The sequence below is a fragment of the Ensifer sp. ENS08 genome (assembly GCF_014852195.1).
GTDB classification, from domain to species: domain Bacteria; phylum Pseudomonadota; class Alphaproteobacteria; order Rhizobiales; family Rhizobiaceae; genus Ensifer; species Ensifer adhaerens.
Genome location: NZ_JACVBF010000002.1, coordinates 265,565 through 284,911, shown reverse-complemented (window position 1 = coordinate 284,911; position 19,347 = coordinate 265,565). Strand labels below are relative to the sequence as shown.

The 19,347-nt window shown below is 62.8% G+C and carries 20 protein-coding genes and 1 pseudogene; 11 read left to right on the top strand and 10 right to left on the bottom strand.

The window, feature by feature from the left end; genetic code table 11:
• Positions 1-60: 60 nt before the first annotated feature.
• Positions 61-975, top strand: coding sequence for an SDR family oxidoreductase (locus IB272_RS06880; protein WP_060582733.1), 915 nt, complete (start codon positions 61-63; stop codon positions 973-975).
• 179 nt (positions 976-1,154) lie between these two features.
• Positions 1,155-2,624: a lytic transglycosylase F gene (locus IB272_RS06875; RefSeq protein ID WP_060515989.1), complete on the top strand. Its 1,470-nt coding sequence runs from the start codon at positions 1,155-1,157 to the stop codon at positions 2,622-2,624.
• 54 nt (positions 2,625-2,678) lie between these two features.
• On the opposite strand, the gene IB272_RS06870 is transcribed toward IB272_RS06875, so the two are convergent.
• Genes IB272_RS06870 through nthA form a run of 3 tightly spaced genes read right to left on the bottom strand, consistent with a single transcriptional unit; the run spans position 2,679 to position 4,331 of the window.
• A complete protein-coding gene (locus tag IB272_RS06870; RefSeq protein ID WP_113135902.1) occupies positions 2,679-3,068 on the bottom strand; it encodes a nitrile hydratase accessory protein in 390 nt (129 codons plus the stop codon).
• Positions 3,037-3,696 carry a nitrile hydratase subunit beta gene (gene nthB, locus IB272_RS06865; protein WP_060582731.1) on the bottom strand — a complete coding sequence of 220 codons (660 nt, stop codon included), beginning with the start codon at positions 3,694-3,696 and terminating at the stop codon, positions 3,037-3,039. Before nthB ends, IB272_RS06870 begins: the two co-directional genes overlap by 32 nt.
• Positions 3,693-4,331, bottom strand: a complete 639-nt coding sequence (gene nthA, locus IB272_RS06860; protein ID WP_060582730.1) for a nitrile hydratase subunit alpha — start codon at positions 4,329-4,331, stop codon at positions 3,693-3,695. The genes nthB and nthA overlap by 4 nt, the downstream gene beginning before the upstream one ends.
• Before the next feature lie 227 nt (positions 4,332-4,558).
• On the opposite strand from nthA, the pseudogene IB272_RS34855 reads away from it, so the two are divergent.
• Together IB272_RS34855 and IB272_RS06850 are read left to right on the top strand one after the other, a co-directional pair.
• Positions 4,559-4,714 (top strand): annotated as a pseudogene (locus IB272_RS34855) (DoxX-like family protein); the annotation flags it as partial.
• Between the two features lie 2 nt (positions 4,715-4,716).
• Complete coding sequence (locus IB272_RS06850) at positions 4,717-5,193, top strand: DUF2269 domain-containing protein (protein WP_060582790.1); 477 nt, start codon at positions 4,717-4,719, stop codon at positions 5,191-5,193.
• Here IB272_RS06850 and IB272_RS06845 read toward each other — a convergent pair.
• Complete coding sequence (locus tag IB272_RS06845) at positions 5,185-5,778, bottom strand: LysE family translocator (RefSeq protein WP_034792716.1); 594 nt, start codon at positions 5,776-5,778, stop codon at positions 5,185-5,187. The genes IB272_RS06850 and IB272_RS06845 overlap by 9 nt on opposite strands.
• Before the next feature lie 544 nt (positions 5,779-6,322).
• Here IB272_RS06845 and IB272_RS06840 point away from each other — a divergent pair.
• Complete coding sequence (locus IB272_RS06840) at positions 6,323-6,562, top strand: hypothetical protein (RefSeq protein ID WP_127889203.1); 240 nt, start codon at positions 6,323-6,325, stop codon at positions 6,560-6,562.
• Positions 6,563-6,654: 92 nt separating this feature from the next.
• Here the strand turns inward: IB272_RS06840 and IB272_RS06835 are convergent, their stop codons facing one another.
• The gene (locus tag IB272_RS06835; RefSeq protein ID WP_060582728.1) at positions 6,655-7,566 is read right to left on the bottom strand and encodes an MBL fold metallo-hydrolase; all 912 of its coding nucleotides are present in this window, start codon (positions 7,564-7,566) and stop codon (positions 6,655-6,657) included.
• 116 nt (positions 7,567-7,682) lie between these two features.
• Here IB272_RS06835 and IB272_RS06830 point away from each other — a divergent pair, with 116 nt between their 5' ends.
• Together IB272_RS06830 and IB272_RS06825 are read left to right on the top strand one after the other, a co-directional pair.
• Positions 7,683-8,591: a LysR family transcriptional regulator gene (locus IB272_RS06830; protein WP_060582727.1), complete on the top strand. Its 909-nt coding sequence runs from the start codon at positions 7,683-7,685 to the stop codon at positions 8,589-8,591.
• 171 nt (positions 8,592-8,762) lie between these two features.
• Positions 8,763-9,608 (top strand): aldo/keto reductase, encoded by an 846-nt coding sequence (locus IB272_RS06825; RefSeq protein WP_090294459.1) that lies wholly within the window; start codon positions 8,763-8,765, stop codon positions 9,606-9,608.
• A 133-nt stretch (positions 9,609-9,741) separates the two neighbouring features.
• On the opposite strand, the gene IB272_RS06820 is transcribed toward IB272_RS06825, so the two are convergent.
• Positions 9,742-10,491: a glucose 1-dehydrogenase gene (locus IB272_RS06820; protein WP_060582726.1), complete on the bottom strand. Its 750-nt coding sequence runs from the start codon at positions 10,489-10,491 to the stop codon at positions 9,742-9,744.
• Positions 10,492-10,585: 94 nt separating this feature from the next.
• Between IB272_RS06820 and IB272_RS06815 the strand changes: the two genes are divergently transcribed.
• Positions 10,586-11,482: a LysR family transcriptional regulator gene (locus IB272_RS06815; RefSeq protein ID WP_034792690.1), complete on the top strand. Its 897-nt coding sequence runs from the start codon at positions 10,586-10,588 to the stop codon at positions 11,480-11,482.
• 53 nt (positions 11,483-11,535) lie between these two features.
• On the opposite strand, the gene IB272_RS06810 is transcribed toward IB272_RS06815, so the two are convergent.
• On the bottom strand, positions 11,536-12,498 hold the full coding sequence (locus tag IB272_RS06810; protein ID WP_246810318.1) for an acyl-CoA desaturase: 963 nt from the start codon (positions 12,496-12,498) through the stop codon (positions 11,536-11,538).
• A 175-nt stretch (positions 12,499-12,673) separates the two neighbouring features.
• Between IB272_RS06810 and IB272_RS06805 the strand changes: the two genes are divergently transcribed.
• Positions 12,674-13,018: a metalloregulator ArsR/SmtB family transcription factor gene (locus IB272_RS06805; protein WP_060515980.1), complete on the top strand. Its 345-nt coding sequence runs from the start codon at positions 12,674-12,676 to the stop codon at positions 13,016-13,018.
• A gap of 200 nt (positions 13,019-13,218) precedes the next feature.
• A complete protein-coding gene (locus IB272_RS06800) occupies positions 13,219-13,515 on the top strand; it encodes a hypothetical protein (RefSeq protein WP_246810317.1) in 297 nt (98 codons plus the stop codon).
• A 53-nt stretch (positions 13,516-13,568) separates the two neighbouring features.
• On the opposite strand, the gene IB272_RS06795 is transcribed toward IB272_RS06800, so the two are convergent.
• From IB272_RS06795 to IB272_RS06785, 3 genes are all read right to left on the bottom strand, one after another.
• Entirely contained in the window at positions 13,569-14,600 is a 1,032-nt protein-coding gene (locus IB272_RS06795; protein ID WP_246801900.1) for an NADP-dependent oxidoreductase, read from the bottom strand.
• A 450-nt stretch (positions 14,601-15,050) separates the two neighbouring features.
• On the bottom strand, positions 15,051-15,623 hold the full coding sequence (gene ilvN / locus IB272_RS06790) for an acetolactate synthase small subunit (RefSeq protein ID WP_034792687.1): 573 nt from the start codon (positions 15,621-15,623) through the stop codon (positions 15,051-15,053).
• A 22-nt stretch (positions 15,624-15,645) separates the two neighbouring features.
• A complete protein-coding gene (locus IB272_RS06785; protein WP_034792684.1) occupies positions 15,646-17,424 on the bottom strand; it encodes an acetolactate synthase 3 large subunit in 1,779 nt (592 codons plus the stop codon).
• Between the two features lie 524 nt (positions 17,425-17,948).
• On the opposite strand from IB272_RS06785, the gene IB272_RS06780 reads away from it, so the two are divergent.
• The gene (locus tag IB272_RS06780; protein ID WP_060582724.1) at positions 17,949-19,322 is read left to right on the top strand and encodes an MATE family efflux transporter; all 1,374 of its coding nucleotides are present in this window, start codon (positions 17,949-17,951) and stop codon (positions 19,320-19,322) included.
• Positions 19,323-19,347 lie beyond the last annotated feature (25 nt).

The window sequence follows — 19,347 nt, the reverse complement described above, 5'->3', positions numbered from 1 at the left end:
GTTTCGGTTGAGCGCCGGCGCTTACGCCCACGCAAGGGCACCACATCAAGGAGAACTGCAATGCATGTATTCGTAACGGGCGCGACCGGCTGGGTCGGGTCGGCCGTGGTCAAGGACCTGATCGCGGCGGGGCACAGCGTGTCCGGCCTGGCACGCTCCAGGGAAAAGGCCGCAACCCTCGCCGCAACCGGGGCTTCGGTCGTCGAAGGCGGGCTTGAGTCCGCGGCGATCCTGCAGCGGGCCGCAGGGCAAGCCGATGCCGTCATTCACACGGCCTTCAGGCATGACTTCGTCCATGGCCCGCTCGACCAGGACTTTTCCAGTTTCCTGGAAAGTGCGGCCGAGGATCAGCGCGTCATCGCGCTTCTGGGTGAGGGTCTCGCCGGATCGGATCGGCCGCTACTCGTAACCTCGGGTCTCGCCGGGCTACCGCTCGGTGCCACGGAAACCGATCGGCCCAATGTCGCCGCGCCGCGCAAATCCGAAGCCGCTGCCCGTGCCCTTTCCGAGCGCGGCATTCGGGCGGCAACGGTCCGGCTCGCGCCTTCGGTCCACGGCCTGGGTGATTATGGCTTCGTCCCGATCCTCGTGCGTCTTGCGCACCAGACGGGCGTTTCGGCGTATCTGGATGATGGCGCCAATTGCTGGTCGAGCGTCTACCGGGATGATGCAGCACGGGTCTATCGGCTTGCGCTTGAAAGCGGCACGAGCGAGAGCGTCTACCACGCTGTGGCGGACGAAAAGATCCCGTTCCGACAGATCGCCGAGATCATCGGCCGAAATCTCGGCCTGCCGGTCGAAGCCCGCCCGCCCGCGCATTTCGGCTGGTTTGCCGGCATGGCCGGCGGCAACATGGCCGCGTCCAGCGCCCGGACGCGAGCCTTGCTCGGGTGGAAACCTGTTGGGCCTGACCTGCTCACCGATCTGGATCAGGCGGTCTACTACGGCACCAGACAAACACGTCCCTGCCGATGACGTCTCGGCAGTTCCCGCGCCTCGACAGTGTCCGTGCACGACTGCAGCCACCGAATGCCACATATTCCAAACTGCTTGTTTACGGTTGCAGGGAGCGTAATCTCAATCCATCCAGTCTGGGCCAGAGCGTGGCAACTTTGGCTGTGGCCGACTAGAGAGCAACTTTGGGGGTCTGGGCAATGTTCACGCTTCTCGCTGTCGTCGCGCGGGTCGAATTGGCGCGCGCCTTTTTTATCCTTTCCGCCCTAGGTCTTGCAGGCCTTTCGCCCGGCAACTCTCGGGCCCAGGAGCAGACACCCGGCTACCGCGCCTGGACTGGCGATTTCGACGGCATGCAGCAACGCCGCCTGATCCGCATTCTCGTCCCCTTCAGCAAGACGATCTACTTCATCGACCGCGGCGAGCAATTGGGCACAGCGGTGGAGACCGGCAATGCGCTCGCAGAGGAACTCAACAAGGACCAGAAAAAGGAGATCGACAGGATCAAGGTCGTCTATGTGCCAACCAGCCGGGATCTGTTGCTTCCGGCCCTTGTCGAGGGACGCGGCGACATCGTTGCCGCCAACCTGACGATCACGTCCTCGCGCAAGGAGGTCGTCGACTTTACCGATCCGCTGGCAACGGGCGTCAACGAAATACTAGTGACGGGTCCGTCGGCCCAGTCGATCGCAACGCTTGACGACCTCGGCGGAAAGACGGTGTTTGCGCGGCAGAGCAGCAGCTACTTCGAACACCTCGGCGCGCTGAACGCCCGCCTGAAGGCATCCGGCAATACCGGGATCGATATCCGGCCGATCGACGAAAACCTGGAAGACGAGGACCTGATGGAGATGGTCAATGCTGGCCTTCTTCCCTGGTGCGTCGTCGATGATCACAAGGCGCGCATATGGGCAACCGTGTTCGATCGCGTCGTTCTGCATGAGGATATCGCCATTGCTGCGGAAGGCGAGATCGCTTGGGCCATCCGCAGGGACAGCCCGAAGCTCGCGGCCACCTTGAATGCCTTCATCAAGACCCACAAGGTCGGTACCGCCTTCGGCAACGTTCTGAAGAAGCGCTATTACCAGAGCGAGAAGATGGTGCGTGCCGCCTACGAGCGCTCCGAGCTTGAAAAGTATCGCACCCTGCGTGGCTTCTTCGAGACACACGCCACCACCTACGACTTCAACATGCTGCTGCTTGCCGCGCAGGGCTATCAGGAATCGCAACTCGACCAGAGCAAGCGCAGCCCGCGCGGCGCCGTTGGCATCATGCAATTGCTGCCGACAACGGCCGCCGACAAGTCGGTCGGCATTAACGGCGTAGAAAAGGATCCGAACCGCAACATCGAAGCCGGCGCCAAATACATGCGCTATCTGATCACCACCTATCTCAATGAGCCGGGCCTCGATCCCGTCAACCGGACATTGCTTGCTTTCGCCGCCTACAATGCCGGCCCCGGAAACCTGCGCAAGATCCGCCGGATCACCAATGAAATGGGGCTCGATCCGAACATCTGGTTCGGCAATGTCGAGAACGGGGCGGCGAAGGTGATCGGCCGCGAGACCGTGCAGTATGTCGGCAACATCTACAAATATTATGTCGCCTACTCACTCTTCACCGATCTGGAAGCCCGCAGGGCCGAGAGCGCCGCACAGTCACCGCAATGATGCGATGCCTTTGCAGCGCACCGAGTTGCCATATGATGGAAGCGGCAGGCCGCCTCACCGCAGCGGATCGTTCTCTCTGACGATCGGTTGCCCGTGCGGCGTTGCCTCCGCCGCGCGCTGCCAGCTCAGCGTCAGGTCTTCCAGCTCTCGACCGGAGGCGAGCGAAAGCTCCGTGACGAGGCGCGAGAGTGCCGCCACCCAGCAGTCGTAATAGTCGCTGGCATCGGCCTTGCGGCCGGGTCTGTAAAGTTCGGCCGAAAGCGCTTCTGCCCATTCGGGCCAGGAGAACACACCCTTTTCGTGCAGGCGCACGGTCATGGCGAAGGCGTTCGCCTGCCAGGGCTCGGCAAAGACCGGATCGCCCTCCGGCGACTTCGGCAGTTCGGCCGAGGCAATCAGCGGCGATGTCACCTTACACGTGCTCAAGATAGCTCTCCCAGGCATCGATCGAGACGGTCAGTGTCGGGTCGGCGCCCTCGCCCCAGATCTCCGGCCCATCGAAAACGACCGTGTAGACCCACTGTGGATTTTCGCCGCGGCCATGGGCGTTGTCGTCAGGAAAGACGAAAGAGCCCTGCACCGCCTCGACCCGGCCGCGCTTGGCACGGGCATAGCGTGGCAGGCGCGTATGGGTCTCCGGATTGAAGTTTTTCGTGCGCACCCGGTCGCCGGCGGCAAAGCGTGGGCGCCCCTCGACCGGACGATCGCAGGGGCCGCCTTTGGCGAGCACGCCCGCCACCATGTCGGCCTTCAGCACCCGTTTCGGCGCCGCACCCTGTTCCAGCCTGTGGCCGCCGTCGAGTTCGGCCTGGGTTACGAAGCCGTGGCGCTTCAACAGGGTTTCGAGCGCCCGCGTCCAGATCTCGTAATAGCTCGCCGAGAGATAGGTCGCCGGGGCCAAGTTTTCGCGCGCATGCCGGCTTTCGTCGATCGTCCAGGCGCCAAAGGCGCCGCAGGAAAGCGTGACGCCGAGCGCCCGCTTTTCCCACTCCGCATGGAAGTAGGGCTCGTCCTTTTCAGGCGCCACCGGGCCGAGGCCGTGGGCGCCGCCGAGATCGTGTGGACCGTTCATCGAAGCACCTCCGCGGAAAGTGCCAGGCCCGTGCCGATCATCGCGTCGCGGGTGACGAGGGCAGCAAGCTCGTCCTCGCTGAACCCTTCCGTCCCTGCCGGGCGCTCGGGGATCACGAGATAACGCAGTTCCGCCGTCGAATCCCAAACGCGAATGCGCGTCGTCTCGGGAAGCGTCAGGCCGAATTCCTGGAGCACACCGCGCGGATCGATGACGGCGCGCGAACGGTAGGGCGGCGCCTTGTACCAGACCGGCGGCAGACCGAGCACCGACCAGGGGTAACAGGAACAGAGCGTGCAGACGACGAGGTTATGGGTTTCGGGCGTGTTGAACACGGCGCGCATATGCTCGCCCTGCCGGCCGGTATAACTGAGGCTGGCGATCGCTTCCGTCGCATCGCGCTTCAGCCACTCGGCAAATTCCGGATCCACCCAGGCCTTGGCGACCACACGCGCGCCGTTGCGCGGACCGATCTTCGTCTCATAGGTCTCGACGATCGCATCGATCGCCGCCGGGTCGATCAACCCCTTCTCTGTCAGCACCGTCTCCAGCGCCTTCACCCGCGCTTCCATGTCGGTGAAATGGTTGTCGTGGTGATGGTCGTGATCGTGGTGATCGTGATGGTGTTCGGACATTGCCTGGCTCCTCGCAACGCCGTGCCATCACAGGCACAAAGATGGCGCTGCCTCCTCATAAAGTCGTAGCGCATAAACCCCGGATTCGAAATCGATTTCAACGCCCGCGGGTACCCGCAATTGTCACCATAACAAGTCTGGCCCGATGCGGTTCGTACCAGGCCACCGAGCAAGCCGACTTCCGCTGCCGGCGATCATTTGCCACGCAGCTCCGAATGTATCATGTCCGCCATCTAGGCATGCTCGCACTGTCGGTCGCCTATCTCGCCTCCGCTCCCCTCGTCGAACCCCAACTTTGGGCCGATCCGCTCGGGCCGCTCGTCAAGGTGCTGCCGTCGCTGCTTCTCACGCTGGCGACGCTGACCATACTGGATGAACGCTGATGATGCTCGAAGATCTGCTGCGCCTTGCCCATGTTATCGGTGCCGCGGTGCTCTTCGGCACCGGCGCTGGTATCGCCTTCTTCATGCTGATGGCCAGGCGCACGCGCGATGCCCGGCTGATCGCGCACGTCGCCGCAACGGTGGTCGTCGCCGACACGGTCTTCACCGCGACAGCGGTGCTGCTCCAGCCGATCACCGGTTACCTGCTGGCGACGAGCATCGGCTGGTCGCTGACGGAAGGATGGATCGCGCTGTCGCTGATCCTCTATGTCGTCACCGGCCTCTTCTGGCTGCCGGTCGTTTGGATCCAGTTGCGGCTGCGCGATCTCGCCCGGCTTGCAACGGCCAACGGTGCGCCGCTACCGCCGGAGTTCGACCGGCTCTATGCCATCTGGTTTGCCTGCGGCTTCCCGGCCTTCTTCGCCGTCACCGGCATCTTCTGGCTGATGCTGATGAAACCACAATTCGCACTATTTTAGCATCGGCCAGAGGCTGATGACGAGAAGCACCGCCATGGTGATGTTGAACCATTTCAGCCGCGACGGTTCCGAGAGCCATTGGCGCAGCGCCGAACCGAAGCCCGCCCATGTGGAAACGCTCGGCACGTTGACGAGCGCAAAGACGACGCCGACGACGAGCACGCTGAAGAGGTAGCTTTCGCTGCTGGTATAGGTCGCCATCGCTGACACCGCCATGACCCACGCCTTGGGATTGACCCATTGGAAGGCGGCAGCCCCGATGAAGGTCATCGGCTGTGCGCTGGCCTTGCCTTCGGACAGCGAACGCGAGGTGCCGATCTTCCAGGCGATCCAGATGAGATAGGCACCGCCTGCGAACTTCAGCGCCGTGTAGACGACCGGCACGGAATGGAGCAGCGCACCGAGGCCGAAACCGACGGCGATCAGCAGCAGGAAGAAGCCGGCGCCGATGCCCAGCATATGCGGAATGGTGCGCACGAAACCGAAATTCACGCCCGACGCGAACAGCATCATGTTGTTCGGCCCCGGCGTGATCGAAGTGGTGAATGCGAACAAAAACAGCGCCAGCAGCGTATCGGCCTGCATGGTTTCCTCCCGGTCAATTGGGTCAGCATAATTGACCTATTAGCCGGCATCAGCCGCGAACTTGTCATGGTGACAAGTTTCCCCTCGCCGAGAAATTGGCAAAAAAAACGTTATAATACAGCTATTTGGCTACAACGTTCGTGCGACTTTGGACCTAGGGCAGCGCTAGGGTACCCGCCTGGGCCCTGCGTCCCTCAGACCCCGTTATGTCGTGCCGGGCCCCGGTGGGATGGGCCTGGCGGAATCTTACTTGAGGCCGTCAGGGTCCCTACACGCCTCTCGGGCTCCGGCTCAACGGTAGATGGTCGGAGCAAGGAAGCGACCAGTCGGGTTGATTGAGCGGCCTGCCGAGAGGCCTCGGTTGATGGGGTGGGAATGCGATGACAATGCGCCCAAGCCCGTCGTTGTCCAGCCTCAGCCGTGTGTGTACTCTCGCTGTCATACACGTTCGTAGGAGGCCACAATGAGGAGGACGATTATTGCCGCTCTCGCCACTTTCGTGTTCACGGCCCCAGCCATGGCGCGATCAGAGGAGAGGCAGTCTATGACAACGCCATCCTTCACCGAATGTCAGAAGGTGCAGCAGGAGGTCATGCGTCTCGTCACAGGTGGAAGGGACTGGAAGCTGGTGCCGTGGGACGGTGGCGCAGTCGCTCTATTTCTCCAAATCGACGGCACAATCGCCATCACATGCAGCAGCGACGGCACAGCCGAAATCTACGCGACGGGCGTCGCTACCAATGCGTTTCCGGGATTTGTTCGCGCCTTTGAACTCCTAAAGTAACAGTGTCCTTGGTCTTGGTGCGCACCGTTTTCAGCATCCGTACATTCATGTGACCGGTCGCCGCCTCGCCTGTGCAGGAACGGTGGTCGGCCTCAGCCCCACTTCATCTCGCCCTTGGCGACCTTGGCGCCGAGCTCGAGCGTCGAGACGCCGGGCAGATCCGGATAGCGCTTTGTCATCGCTGCGATCAGCTCGCCGCTGTCCTTGGCGGCGGCCGCCGCCTCGTTGAAGGCTGCGAGATAATCGCGGGTGAAGCGGATGGCCTCGACGCCCTCCGGCCCGCCAGCACTCTTGTGCGCCGGCACGACGATCGCGGGCTTGCGCGTCGCCATGGCATCGAGCGCCTCGATCCATTTCTGCCGCCCTTCCGCCGTCGCCTCGTCGGCCACCCAGACATGCGAGCCGGAATAGACGAGCACGCCACCGAAAATCGCCTGCAGTTCCGGCACGAAGAGATAGCGCCGGTCCATCATCCCCTCGATCGTGACGATCTCGATCGTGCTGCCTTCGAGCGTCAACGCGGTGCGGTCGTCGGGCGTCGGCATCACCACATCGGCGAGCGTCTGCGGGCCATTGTCCTTCAACTGCGCCCCCCAGGTTTCAAGCTTTCCTTCAACATTGGCCCTGATCGCCTCGACGGTCGCTGAAGCGGCGATGACCTTCGCATCCGGAAAGGCTTCGACGATCGGCTTGAGGCTGAAATAGAAATCCGGGTCGTTGCAGCTGACATAGATGGTCGTCAGCCGCTTGCCCGTTGCCTTGATTGCCTCGGCCACCGCCCGGCCGTCGGAAAACGTGAAGCCGCCATCGATCAGGATCGCCTCGCTCTTTCCGGTCAGCAGCACCGGTGTACGGTTGAAGCCGGCATCATCCGCCTGGAAATAGCGCCATTCGAGCGCTGCGGCCGCATTGGCAAAGCGGCCACCGACCGGCTGAATGAGGATGGCGGCGCCGGCCGCCGCTGCCGTCTTGAGTGCGGTCCGCCGGGTCAACTGGATCTGCATGGGGTCTCCTTGGGCTTTTGTCGTGCCCGGCAGGATGACGGCACGGGCGCTCTTGAAAAAGCCCGGCAGTCCGAACAGACTGTCTGACAACCTCAGACAATCGCGAAGAATTTCGAATGACTGTAAATTTAAATCGCCTCTCGCATTTTGTTGCCGTGGTCGAGTGCGGCTCTTTCACCGCGGCTGCCGAACGGCTCGGGCTTGCCAAAGCCGCCGTCAGCCATCAGGTCGCCCAACTCGAAAAGGAGCTGGGCACCACCCTGCTCGTGCGCACCACACGGCGGCTAAGCCCGACCGCCACCGGCCAGCGCTTCTACGAGCGCTGCGCGCTGATCCTGCGCGATGCCGATGAGGCCGTCGGCGCGGTCTCGGCTGAAACCGAGATCCCGAGCGGCACGCTGACACTGACGGCACCGCTCGACTATGGCGCCAAGGTCGTAACCAACGCCGTCGCCGCCTATCTCGCGGCCTATCCCGCCATGCGGGTGGAGCTGAGCTTCAACGACACGGTTCTCGACATGATCGAGAAGCGCCTCGATCTCGCCATTCGCGCCGGCTGGCTGGTGGATTCCAGCGAACGGGCAAAACGCATCGGCACGTTTCAGCAGCACCTCGTCGCAGCGCCCGCCTATGCCGCAAAGCTCGGGGACATCACGCACCCCAATCAATTGATGGAGGCAGACTGGATCGCCAACGGCGCGCTGAAGGCGCCGCTGGAATGGACCTTCACGCATGCTTCCGGCAACGGGGCGGCAATCCACGGCAAGGCGCTGGTGACCGCCGACAGCACCGATTCCGCCCACTGCTGCGCTGTCGCCGGCATCGGGCTTGCCGTGCTGCCGGACTATCAGGTGCGAACCGACATCGCCGAGGGCCGGCTGGTGCGGTTGCTTTCCGACTGGTCGCTGCCCTCGGGCGGTATCCATGTCGTCTATCCGCCCTCCCATTTCCGCCCGGCGCGCGTGCGCGCCTTCGTCGAGATCCTGCAGCGCATGGAAAAGGAGCGCGGGCGGCTTGCCGGATGAAGGCTCGAAAGACCGGCGGGATGCGCTAGATTGCCCGCTACCCGCCGATTTCCTGAAAGCGTTTCCGCTTTTACGGATAGCAACGGGGCGCACGTCTAAGTGCTACAGCGTGAGAGGCGCATCTTGAAAGCTGCGGCCGCTGTGGGCAATTTCGGCCGCGAGGAGAAAAGCATGCACGATCCGATCCCGACGACGACACTTCCCGACGGCCGCTCGATCCCGGTTCTTGGCCAAGGCACCTGGCGCATGGGCGACAGCGCAGCACGCAAGACCGATGAGGTGAAGAGCCTGCAGCTCGGCCTCGATCTCGGCCTGACGCTGATCGACACGGCCGAAATGTATGGCAACGGCGCCTCGGAGCGCGTGGTCGGCGAAGCGGTGCGCGGGCGCCGCGACGAGGCCTTCATCGTCAGCAAGGTGCTGCCGTCCAACGCCAGCCGCATTGGCACCGAGGCCGCCTGCGCGCGCAGCCTGAAGCATCTCGGCGTCGACCATATCGATCTCTACCTCCTGCACTGGCGCGGCGGCTATCCGCTGGCGGAAACGGTTGCCGCCTTCGAGGCGCTGAAGAAATCAGGCAAGATCGGCGCCTGGGGCGTCTCGAACTTCGATGTCGACGACATGGAGGAGCTGCTGGACGTGCCGGATGGCAAAAACGTCGCCGTCAACCAGGTGCTCTACAACCTGTCGCGCCGCGGCATCGAATACGACCTCTTGCCCTGGTGCCAGAGCCAAGGCATCGCCATCATGGCCTATTCTCCGCTCGACGAGGGTCGCCTCTTGCGCCACCCCGATCTCATTCACATCGCCAAGGCGCATCAGGCGACGCCCTCCCAGATCGCCCTTGCCTTCCTCAAGACCCGCCCCGGCGTCATCTCGATCCCCAAGACCGGTTCGGCCGACCGCCTCCGCGAAAACCGCGACGCAATGGACATCCACCTGACCGCCGAAGACCTCGCCGCCCTCGACCACGCCTTCCCGCCTCCGAAGCGCAAGCGGTCACTAGAGATGATTTGAGAGAAGCCTCGCGATAACGTTGACCGCGCCCTCAGCCGCTCAGCCCGACTGCGCGCCGGACGCGCAGTCGGTGCAACATCGATGACGGTTCAATCAAACGCCCTCGCTGCTGTTCGGCGACATCCGCTATCCGTCAGACAAGCAACATTCCGCCGTCGACGTGGAGTTCGATGCCGTTGACGAAGCGACCGGCATCCGAAGCGAGGAAGAGTGCCGCACTGGCAAGCTCCCCGGACGTGCCCAGCCGGCCAGCCGGGATCGTCTCGGCCATGTGCTCGAGAAATGGTCCGCGTTCAGCCTCGGAGATTCCGAGCTTTCCAAGGATCTCCGTGTCCGTCGGCCCCGGGCTGAGAACATTCACGCGAATGCGGCGCGACTTGAACTCGATCGCCCAGTTGCGCGCGAACGCCGCTGCGGCAGCTTTGGAACCGGCATAGACGCTATGGTTCGGGAGAACCTTGGTCGCCGCCAGCGAACTGGTGATGATGATGCTCCCGCCCTCGTTCATGATGGGAGCGATGGCTTGAACGCCGAAGAAGACGCCCTTGGTGTTGATGGAAAAATGCCGGTCATAGGCTTCTTCGGAGATTGCGTCGGTCGGTTTGAGGTCGATCACGCCCGCGTTGGCAAGGTAGATATCGACCGCGCCAAATCGTTCCGCAACTGTGCCCGCGACCGCCCGATGATGGGCGAGATCAGCCACGTCACCCTGAATGCCGATCGCGCCGAAGCCGATTTCCTGAACGGCTTGATCTAGAAGGTCCTGGCGTCGAGCCGTGATGACGACCTGGGCGCCTTCTTCGGCAAAGAGCTTGGCGGTCGCCTTTCCGATGCCGCTGTTGCCGCCAGTAATGACGGCGACCTTTCCTTGAAGTGTCTTCATTTTCGTCTCCATGTTAGGTGTCATGGAGATAGAGATGCCTTGGACGGCGCATTAGCGGGTTCATGAGCACATGACATGTGCCTGCGAGGTGTAGATGCCCAATCTGCTGAACGAGACGCCTGGCTTGATCGCGTTCGTCAGGACCGTGGAGAGCGGTTCGTTCAGCGCTGCGGCCAAGATCCTGAGGACATCGCCGTCTGCCGTCTCGAGGAGCGTCGGAAGGTTGGAGACCTTGGTCAGGGCCCGCCTGTTTCTGAGGTCAACGCGAGCATTGGTTCTAACCTTCGAAGGGCAATCCTTGTTCGACAAGGTTGCTCCTCTCCTGCGCCAGCTTGATACGTCGGACGAGGTCGCCAGCCGTGAGGACACGCTCGCCGGCAGAATTCGGTTCAGCATGCCAAGCGATCTTGCCCGCTACTTCTTGACCCCGATATTTCGAGATTTCGCATCGGCCTTTCCCGCCATCAAGCTGGAGGTGGGGCTCGCAGACCGGCAAGTTGATTTGATCCGGGAGGATTACGACGTGGCCTTCCGCGTGGGCGGCGGTGGCCAAGGCGAACTGCGCGTACGAAAGCTAGCGAATGTCAACATGGTGATCGTCGCGTCTCCAGCTTACCTCGAGAAACACGGCAAGCCGCGTTCAGTAGACGAGGCCTCGGCTCTTCCCTTCGCCCGGTACATCGTGCGTGGTCATCCGAGCCCGATGGTCTTTGCGGGCGGCAAGCAGTTTTCACCGCAGGGCCGCGTGGATTGCGATACCGGGCAGGCACTGCGGGCAGCGGCACTCCACGGTCTGGGGGCGGCACTGCTCATGAAGTGTGTGGTTCAGGACGAGTTGAACGACGGCCGGCTGATCGATATCTCCACTGAACTGGACCTGCCGCCGCAGCCTCTCAACGTGGTGCACGCCTTCGGCTCGATGATACCGCTTCGCGTTCGGCGATTTTGCGATTTCATCGCCGACCAAACCAAGAGCATTCCGGGTCTTTGACGGCATCAGGCAGACGATGCCCGGAACGCCGGAAAGAATCTGGGGGGGCGACACTAGCGCCGAAGCGTGCTCACGACCGGACAGATTTTTCGCTGAGCATCGGGGCCTGCGACCACTTTGGCGACGCGCTTGAGACCGGCGCGCCGGTTCGTGTTGGTCGGCAGCTTGATCTCTGAGGCCAGCCCGAGGTGCGAAAGCAGGCGGATGAACCACCAGCCGAGATCGACCTGCCCGGCCTCGATGCCAAGCCGGGCGGATTCCGGAAAGGCATGGTGATTGCCGTGGTAGGCCTCGCCGAAGGTTACCAGACCGAAACGCGGCAGATTGTAGCCCTGCACGGCAACGTGATCCACACGCCACCCCTGCTCGCCGCCACGATGGGCGAAATGACCGACGAGCCAGTGACCGGTGAGAGAAACGGCAACGCGCACCGCCACGCCCCAGACGACCCACGAGACGCCTCCAAAGGCGAAAAGCAAAAGCGCCAATGGCACCTGCTGCAGCATCCAGGTCGCCTCAAGGAAGCGATAGAAGGGGTCGCGCGCAACCCGATTCTCGATGGTGAACCGTGGCGGATGATCAAGCGCGACGGCGCAATGCATCTGCCAGAACGCGTCCTGAAGGAATGGGCGCCGGTGCGCGAAGAGATCGTGGCAAGCCTGTTGGCGTTGCGCCCAGTCGCGAATGTCGTGGGCGTGGATCATGCCGAAAGGTCCGGCCATGCCGACGAGCGTGCCGAAGTAGACGAGCGTCCGTTCAAGCCAAAGCGGCGTTTCGAAGGAGCGATGGATCAGCAGGCGATGCATGCCGACCGAATGACCAAGACAGATCGTCAGAGCCGTCAGAACGGCGAACATGACAAGAACGTCCACTGAGACAGTCATCGGCCCGCCGATAACGGTCACCAGCGTCATTCCGGCAATCCAGAGCGACTTGCCCGGAATCCAGACGACCTTGCCGCTCACCGGGTCACTATCAGGCTCCGATATCATTCGGCCCGTCGACACAAGATCCATGGCACCCTCCGCGATCATATTTCGAGCAACACTGAAGGACCCGGTTGAAAACAACCGGCACAGAAGGTATTTAGGAAATAAACTAATTACATATTTAGCTGCGAAAAAGTATTTAGGCAATATCCTAATTGCCTAACAGAACGATGATCGGTGCCAGCCCGGCAAAGGAGACGCTGTGAACGACGATACGCTCAACCATGACGCAGGCGGACCGGCGCAACGCATCTTCAACGCGCTTTCTTCGCTGCATCGGCGCAAGATACTGGCCTACCTGTCAGCCTCGAGCCTGACAGCGGGCGAAATTGCCGAGCGCTTCAACATGAGCAAGCCCTCGGTGTCGCAACATCTGACGGTACTGGAAAACGCCGGCCTTATCGCCAAGGAAAAGCGCGGCCAGTTCGTCCACTACACGATCGTGACCAACAATCTGATCAACACGCTGAACGGCTTTGCCCAGGAGGTTTGCCCCGTCAGCCGCCCTCTCAAGCGGGAGAGCGAAGCGAAGGCGAAGGACGGTTGAGGGCGACGCCCCTCAGCGGCTCGCCGGCCACCTTCCCCGCCTGCGCTGAGAAGGAAATCTGCGGCTTATGTAGCAATGCCACCAGCCTTGCCCCGCGGTCCGGCGAACGATTTGCACCCGTTCGTGAACCGCGCCAAATTCCTGTATGTTTATCGGAGCGTTTCACGTCATATGCGGTCTGGCAAAGAGGCGAAATGTCTATGCAAGTGCTGCTGATAGTGCATGCCGAGGTTCCGAATGAAGTGGACCGAACTCCCTTCGACCAATGGTTCGATCGCCATATGCCGGAGGCATTGCGCGCGTTTGGTGCAGTCCGGGCGTGGCGCACCTGGAGCCGAACCGATCCCTCCAAGCACACCGCCTTCTACGAGTTCTCCAATTTAGAGACCGCGAACGCTGCCATTCAATCACCGGGCAATGAATTTGATGCCAAATGGAGCGGGCGGGCGACCCGCACGCGCGACGTGGTTGAGGTTGTTCAGCGACTACCCGATTAAGCTGACCACGCCGGCGCACGTCATCGCAGGGATGCCGGTGCAGACGACTTCGATCACGCGGACGAGCCTTCGATCTCCACCACCACCTTGCCCTTGGCGCGACCGGATTCCAGATAGGCGAAGGCTTCGGCGACATCGTTCAGTGCAAACACGCGGTCGATCACCGGCCTGACCGTCCCGGCGTCGATGAGGCCTGCGAGTTCGGCAAGCTCGGCACCATCAGGATGCATGAAGAGGTAGCGGTAGGAGACGCCGTGTTTCCGGGCGACGGCGCGTATCTTATAGGACGCAAGCCAGAACAGCGCCCTGAGGAACAGCCCGCGGCCGAGATCCTTTCGCGCGGTTTCGGGCTCGGGCATGCCGGCGATGGAAACCACCTTGCCGCCGCGCTTGACGACGCCGAAGGATTTTAGGAGCGTCTCGCCGCCCAGCAGATCGAAGGCGCCGTCCATGTCGCGCAAGCGCTCCTCGAAGCGCTCCTTCGTGTAGTCGATCACCACGTCGGCGCCGAGCGCCTCGACCAGCGCGCGGCCGCGGGGCGATGCGGTCGTCGTGACCTCCGCGCCCAGCCATTTCGCCAGCTGAATGGCGAAAGTACCGACACCGCCGGCGCCACCGGGGATGAAGATCCGGCTGCCCCGCCCCACATGAAGCTCGTCGCGCAGCGCCTGCAAGGCGGTAAGGCCGGCAAGCGGCACGCCGGCTGCCGTGTTGAAGTCGATCGATGCAGGCATCTTCGCCAGGAATTGTTCGGGCACAACGGCATACTCAGCAAGGCCCCCCATGGTGTCTTTGGGCATGCGCGCAAAGACCCGGTCGCCCGGCGCAAACGACGCGACGCCTTCTCCCAGTTCCTCGACGACGCCTGAGAGTTCGTTGCCCATGACGACAGGCAAGGGATAGCGCTGGACGACTTTCAGCATGCCGTCGCGCGTCTTGTAGTCGACCGGATTGAGGCCGGCGGCATGCACTCGGACAAGCACCTCGCCGCGCGCTGCGCGTGGGCGCCGCACGTCGCGCAACTCCGCGGCATCGGAACCACGATATCTCGTAAGGACCAAGGCCTTCATCTTGGTAGAATTCATCGGGCACCTGCGATCATGAGAAATCTTCTGAGGGAATACTCGGCGAGAAATGCCGTGCGAAGTCAACCACGCGCGTGACGTCTGGCGGCTTCGGTCGCAAGCGCCTGCACCGATCATCCGGCCGGCCGGGAGGTTTCGGCTGCAACTGCGGCGGCCCCTCATCCTGCCTGCCGGCCACCTTCTCCCCGCAAGCGGGGAGAAGGAAACGTGCAGCGGGCGCCCGGTTCCCTTGAACCGCGAGCGCTTAGCATCTTCAGCAGAAGCGTGCCTTTGATGGACGGTCATCATGAAGGAGGAAAGAAGCGGCTCGCTCGGTGCGAGCGCCCCCTCTCCCCGCCTGCGGGGAGAGGGCTGAGGTGAGGGGCAGCCTCCGCACAAAGCGCGAGGGGCAATCCCGCTCGGAAAATCTCGCGCGCAAGAATGCACGCGAGCCCCCTCACCTCGGCAAAATCACATGCCCTGCGGGCCGCGGTTCATCGCTGCGATGCCGGTGCGGCAGACCTCGATGAGGCCGAGCGGCTTCATGATGGCGATGAACTGCTCGATCTTCGACGGCTTGCCGGTGATTTCGAAGACGAAGTGATCGATGTTGGCGTCGATGACCGAGGCGCGGAAGGCGTCGGCAAGGCGCAGAGCCTCGACGCGGTGGTCGCCCGAGCCGTGTACCTTGACGAGCGCCAGTTCGCGCTCGATCGGCCGGTCGTGGCCCAGGCTGGCGGCGCGCACGGTCAGGTCGACGACGCGGTGGACCGGAACCAGCCGTTCCAGCTGGTTCTTGATCTGGTCGAGCACGTGAGGCGTGCCGCGCGTCACGATGGTGATGCGCGACAGGTGCGCCTCGTGTTCCGTTTCCGAAACCGTGAGGCTCTCGATGTTGTAGCCGCGGCCGGAGAACAGGCCGATGACGCGGGCAAGGACGCCCGGTTCGTTGTCGACGAGAACCGAAAGCGTGTGGGTTTCGGCGACTTCGGTCTCCTTGGCGATGAAGTAGGCGGAGCCGGTCGGTTGAAGGTGTGCGTTCATGTGAGTGGTTCCTCTACCTATCTCAGACCAGCTGACGGCCCTTGGCGTCGATCGCGTTGGCGACCGCTTCGTCCGTGGCTTCGTCGGGCAACAGCATCTCGTTGTGGGCCTTGCCCGAGGGGATCATCGGGAAGCAGTTGGCGAGGTTGGCGACGCGGCAATCGAAGATAACCGGCGCCGGCGTGTCGATCATCTTGCGGATCGCTGCATCGAGCTCGCTCGGCTTGTCGCAACGGATGCCGACGCCGCCATAGGCTTCCGCCAGCTTGACGAAGTCAGGCATCGCTTCGGTGTAGGAATGCGACAGGCGGTTGCCGTGAAGCAGCTGCTGCCACTGGCGCACCATGCCCATGTACTGGTTGTTGAGGATGAAGATCTTGACCGGCAGGCCGTACTGGACCGCGCAGGACATTTCCTGGATGCACATCTGGATCGAGGCGTCACCGGCGATGTCGACGACGAGGCTGTTCGGGTGCGCGACCTGCACGCCGATCGCCGCGGGGAAGCCGTAGCCCATGGTGCCGAGGCCGCCCGAGGTCATCCAGCGGTTCGGCTGCTCGAAGCCGAAGAACTGGGCTGCCCACATCTGATGCTGGCCGACTTCCGTGGTGATGTAGGTGTCGCGGTCCTTGCTCAGCTCATAGAGCCGCTGGATCGCATATTGCGGCATGATGACGTCGTCGTTCGGCGCATAGGCGAGCGAATTGCGGGCGCGCCACTTCGTGATCATCTCCCACCAGTCCGAGAGACGTGCCTTGTCGGTCGACTTGGAAGCGGCGCGCCAGAGGCGAACCATGTCTTCCAGAACCGTGCCGACATCGCCGAGGATCGGCACGTCGACGCGGACGTTCTTGTTGATCGACGACGGGTCGATGTCGATGTGGATCTTCTTGGAGTTCGGCGAAAACGCGTTGAGGCGGCCGGTGATGCGGTCGTCGAAGCGGGCGCCGATGCAGATCATGACGTCGCAGTCATGCATCGCCATGTTGGCCTCATAGGTGCCGTGCATGCCGAGCATGCCGAGCCAGGCCTTGCCGGAGGCCGGATAGGCGCCAAGCCCCATCAGCGTCGAGGTGATCGGGAAACCGGTGAGCTCGACCAATTCGCGCAGCAGATGCGAGGCTTCAGGGCCGGAGTTGATGACGCCGCCGCCGGAATAGATGATCGGCTGGCGCGCATTGCGCATCAGTTCGACCGCTTCCTCGATCTTCTTCAGATCGCCCTGCTTCTTCGGCTGGTAGCTCTTTTGGGTCGGGACGGCAGACGGCGGCGTGTAGGTGCCGGTCGCAAACTGGACGTCCTTCGGGATATCGACAACGACCGGGCCCGGACGGCCGGACTGGGCGACGCGGAAGGCCTCATGGATGATGCGGGCGAGATCGTTGACGTCGCGAACCAGCCAGTTGTGCTTGGTGCAAGGCCGGGTGATGCCGATCGTGTCGCATTCCTGGAAGGCGTCCGAGCCGATCAGCGAGGTCGGAACCTGGCCGGAGATGCAGACGAGCGGGATCGAATCCATCAGCGCGTCCTGCAGCGGCGTCACCGCATTGGTAGCACCTGGGCCGGAGGTGACCAGCATGACGCCGACCTTGCCGGTGGAGCGGGCATAGCCTTCGGCCATGTGGCCGGCGCCCTGCTCGTGGCGAACGAGGATGTGCTGGATATCGTCCTGCTGGTGGATTTCGTCGTAGATCGGAAGCACGGCGCCACCGGGATAGCCGAAGATATGCTCGACGCCATTGTCCTTCAGTGCCTGGAGAACGATCTCCGCGCCTGTCATCTGGTTTTCTGTACCGCTCATTGACTTGCTTCCGTCCCTTTTCCCAGTTGGGTGCTTAGCTTGTTTGAAGGCATAAAAAAAGGCCCCGTCAGGAGCCTCGTTCAGCGCATGGGTGGCTACCGCCGGATGGTTACACCATCCTGCCCATGCGCCGTCCCACCACAAGAATAACCGCAAAATTTTTCATGGGCCGAGTTGATAAACACAAATGCCTGAGGCGTCAACGGCTTTTCGTTACACGATCCGGCGCTTTCTCGGAACATTGTTGCGCAAACCGTCCGAGAAAGCTGCGCGAACAGGCCCATAGCGACCACGGCAAGGCACCGCTTGTCTCATGACGCGCAAGGGTCATCGTCCCCCGGCTTGACGGCGATGCGGCTTGGCGCTACCTCCCTTTCCGGGCTTCATATCCCCGCCGCTCGCAGGCCTCCAGTCTCGGTGAAATCTGACTTCTGACGATATCCTCTCGCCCCGATCGCATTTCGTGTGGCAGGCAATGCGAGCCCCTCCTCTTCCCAATCGAAATGCGAGAACAGGAGTGCGGGATGTCCAAGGACACCTCCAAGCCGAATGCCTACTTGACCGCGCCGCTCGGCGCGATCTTCTTGAAAACGGCGCTGCCGATCATCTTCGTCATGGGCATGAACGGGCTGTTGACGGTGGCCGATGCCATCATGCTCGGCATCTATATCGGCGCCGAAGCCGTCGGCGCCGTGACCACGGTGTTTCCGATCTTCATTCTCACCGTGGCGCTGGCCACCCTCGTCGTCAGCGGCATGGCGAGCCTGCTTGCCAGCCATCTCGGCGCCGGCCGCTTTGCTGAAGCCCGCGGCGTCTTCGCCGGCGCGCACATGCTGGCGCTGACGATCGCTGTTGCACTGATCGCGCTGTTCGCAGCCTTTGGCGACCGCCTGGTGCTGACGCTCACCAATGGTCCGGGGCCGCTCGCCGGCATGGCCGAGCGCTATATCGCGATCATCATCTTTGGCGCGCCCGTCCAGTTCCTGCTGGCGGTGCAATCGGATGCGCTCCGATGCGAGGGACGCGCCGGGCTGATGGCCGGCCTCAGCCTGCTGGTCTCGCTCGCAAACCTTGCCCTCAACTATGTGCTGATCGCGCTGCTGGACATGGGTGTCGCGGGGTCCGCGACCGGCACCGTGCTGGCGCAACTCCTCGCGCTCGGCCTCATCGCCCTCTTCCGCCTGTTCGGACGCACGGAAATGCGGCTCTCCGGCCTCCTCCGGCATAATCCGCTGACGGGATGGAGCCGCATGATCGCGCTGGGCAGCCCCCAGAGCCTCGGCTTCATCGGCATGGCGCTGGTGTCGGTGACGATCATGGCGGCGCTGCAGAAGACGGCGGCCGAAAACTACGCCACCACGGTCGCCGCCTACGGCATCATTACCCGCATCATGACCTTCGCGCTGCTGCCGCTCTTGGGCCTGAGCCAGGCGATGCAGGCGATCGTCGGCAACAATGTCGGCGCCGGCCTCGCGGACCGGGCAGAAAGGATGCTGCGGCTTGGCATGCTTGTGGCGTTCTTCTACTGCCTCGCCGTCGAGGTGCTGCTCCTCGGCTTTGCCAGGCCGATTGGCGCGACCTTCGTCGACAGCGATGCGGTCATCGCCGACGTCGCGCGCATCATGCCGGTGATGGTCGCGATGTACGTCTTCTCCGGACCGCTGATCATGCTCGGCAGCTATTTCCAGGCGATCGGCGATGCGCGCCGGGCGGCGATCCTGGGGCTTGCCAAGCCCTATCTCTTCACCATGCCGCTGGTCGCACTCTACGCGTCGACCTTTGGCGAACCCGGCATCTGGTTCGCCATGCCGACTGCAGACGCGCTGCTTCTCGCGGTCGCGCTGCTGGTGTTGTGGCAGGCCTCGCGGCAACGACGCGCAATGGCTCCGTCAGGCTGATCTGCGCGCGACGCGCCGGCTCTCC

Coding starts and splice junctions, on each gene's coding strand:
- IB272_RS06880 (WP_060582733.1), top strand. CDS start 61: ATGCATGTATTCGTAACGGGCGCGACCGGCTGGGTCGGGTCGGCCGTG.
- IB272_RS06875 (WP_060515989.1), top strand. CDS start 1,155: ATGTTCACGCTTCTCGCTGTCGTCGCGCGGGTCGAATTGGCGCGCGCC.
- IB272_RS06870 (WP_113135902.1), bottom strand. CDS start 3,068: ATGCCTGGGAGAGCTATCTTGAGCACGTGTAAGGTGACATCGCCGCTG.
- nthB (WP_060582731.1), bottom strand. CDS start 3,696: ATGAACGGTCCACACGATCTCGGCGGCGCCCACGGCCTCGGCCCGGTG.
- nthA (WP_060582730.1), bottom strand. CDS start 4,331: ATGTCCGAACACCATCACGATCACCACGATCACGACCATCACCACGAC.
- IB272_RS06850 (WP_060582790.1), top strand. CDS start 4,717: ATGCTCGAAGATCTGCTGCGCCTTGCCCATGTTATCGGTGCCGCGGTG.
- IB272_RS06845 (WP_034792716.1), bottom strand. CDS start 5,778: ATGCAGGCCGATACGCTGCTGGCGCTGTTTTTGTTCGCATTCACCACT.
- IB272_RS06840 (WP_127889203.1), top strand. CDS start 6,323: ATGACAACGCCATCCTTCACCGAATGTCAGAAGGTGCAGCAGGAGGTC.
- IB272_RS06835 (WP_060582728.1), bottom strand. CDS start 7,566: ATGCAGATCCAGTTGACCCGGCGGACCGCACTCAAGACGGCAGCGGCG.
- IB272_RS06830 (WP_060582727.1), top strand. CDS start 7,683: ATGACTGTAAATTTAAATCGCCTCTCGCATTTTGTTGCCGTGGTCGAG.
- IB272_RS06825 (WP_090294459.1), top strand. CDS start 8,763: ATGCACGATCCGATCCCGACGACGACACTTCCCGACGGCCGCTCGATC.
- IB272_RS06820 (WP_060582726.1), bottom strand. CDS start 10,491: ATGAAGACACTTCAAGGAAAGGTCGCCGTCATTACTGGCGGCAACAGC.
- IB272_RS06815 (WP_034792690.1), top strand. CDS start 10,586: ATGCCCAATCTGCTGAACGAGACGCCTGGCTTGATCGCGTTCGTCAGG.
- IB272_RS06810 (WP_246810318.1), bottom strand. CDS start 12,498: ATGGATCTTGTGTCGACGGGCCGAATGATATCGGAGCCTGATAGTGAC.
- IB272_RS06800 (WP_246810317.1), top strand. CDS start 13,219: ATGCAAGTGCTGCTGATAGTGCATGCCGAGGTTCCGAATGAAGTGGAC.
- IB272_RS06795 (WP_246801900.1), bottom strand. CDS start 14,600: ATGAATTCTACCAAGATGAAGGCCTTGGTCCTTACGAGATATCGTGGT.
- ilvN (WP_034792687.1), bottom strand. CDS start 15,623: ATGAACGCACACCTTCAACCGACCGGCTCCGCCTACTTCATCGCCAAG.
- IB272_RS06785 (WP_034792684.1), bottom strand. CDS start 17,424: ATGAGCGGTACAGAAAACCAGATGACAGGCGCGGAGATCGTTCTCCAG.
- IB272_RS06780 (WP_060582724.1), top strand. CDS start 17,949: ATGTCCAAGGACACCTCCAAGCCGAATGCCTACTTGACCGCGCCGCTC.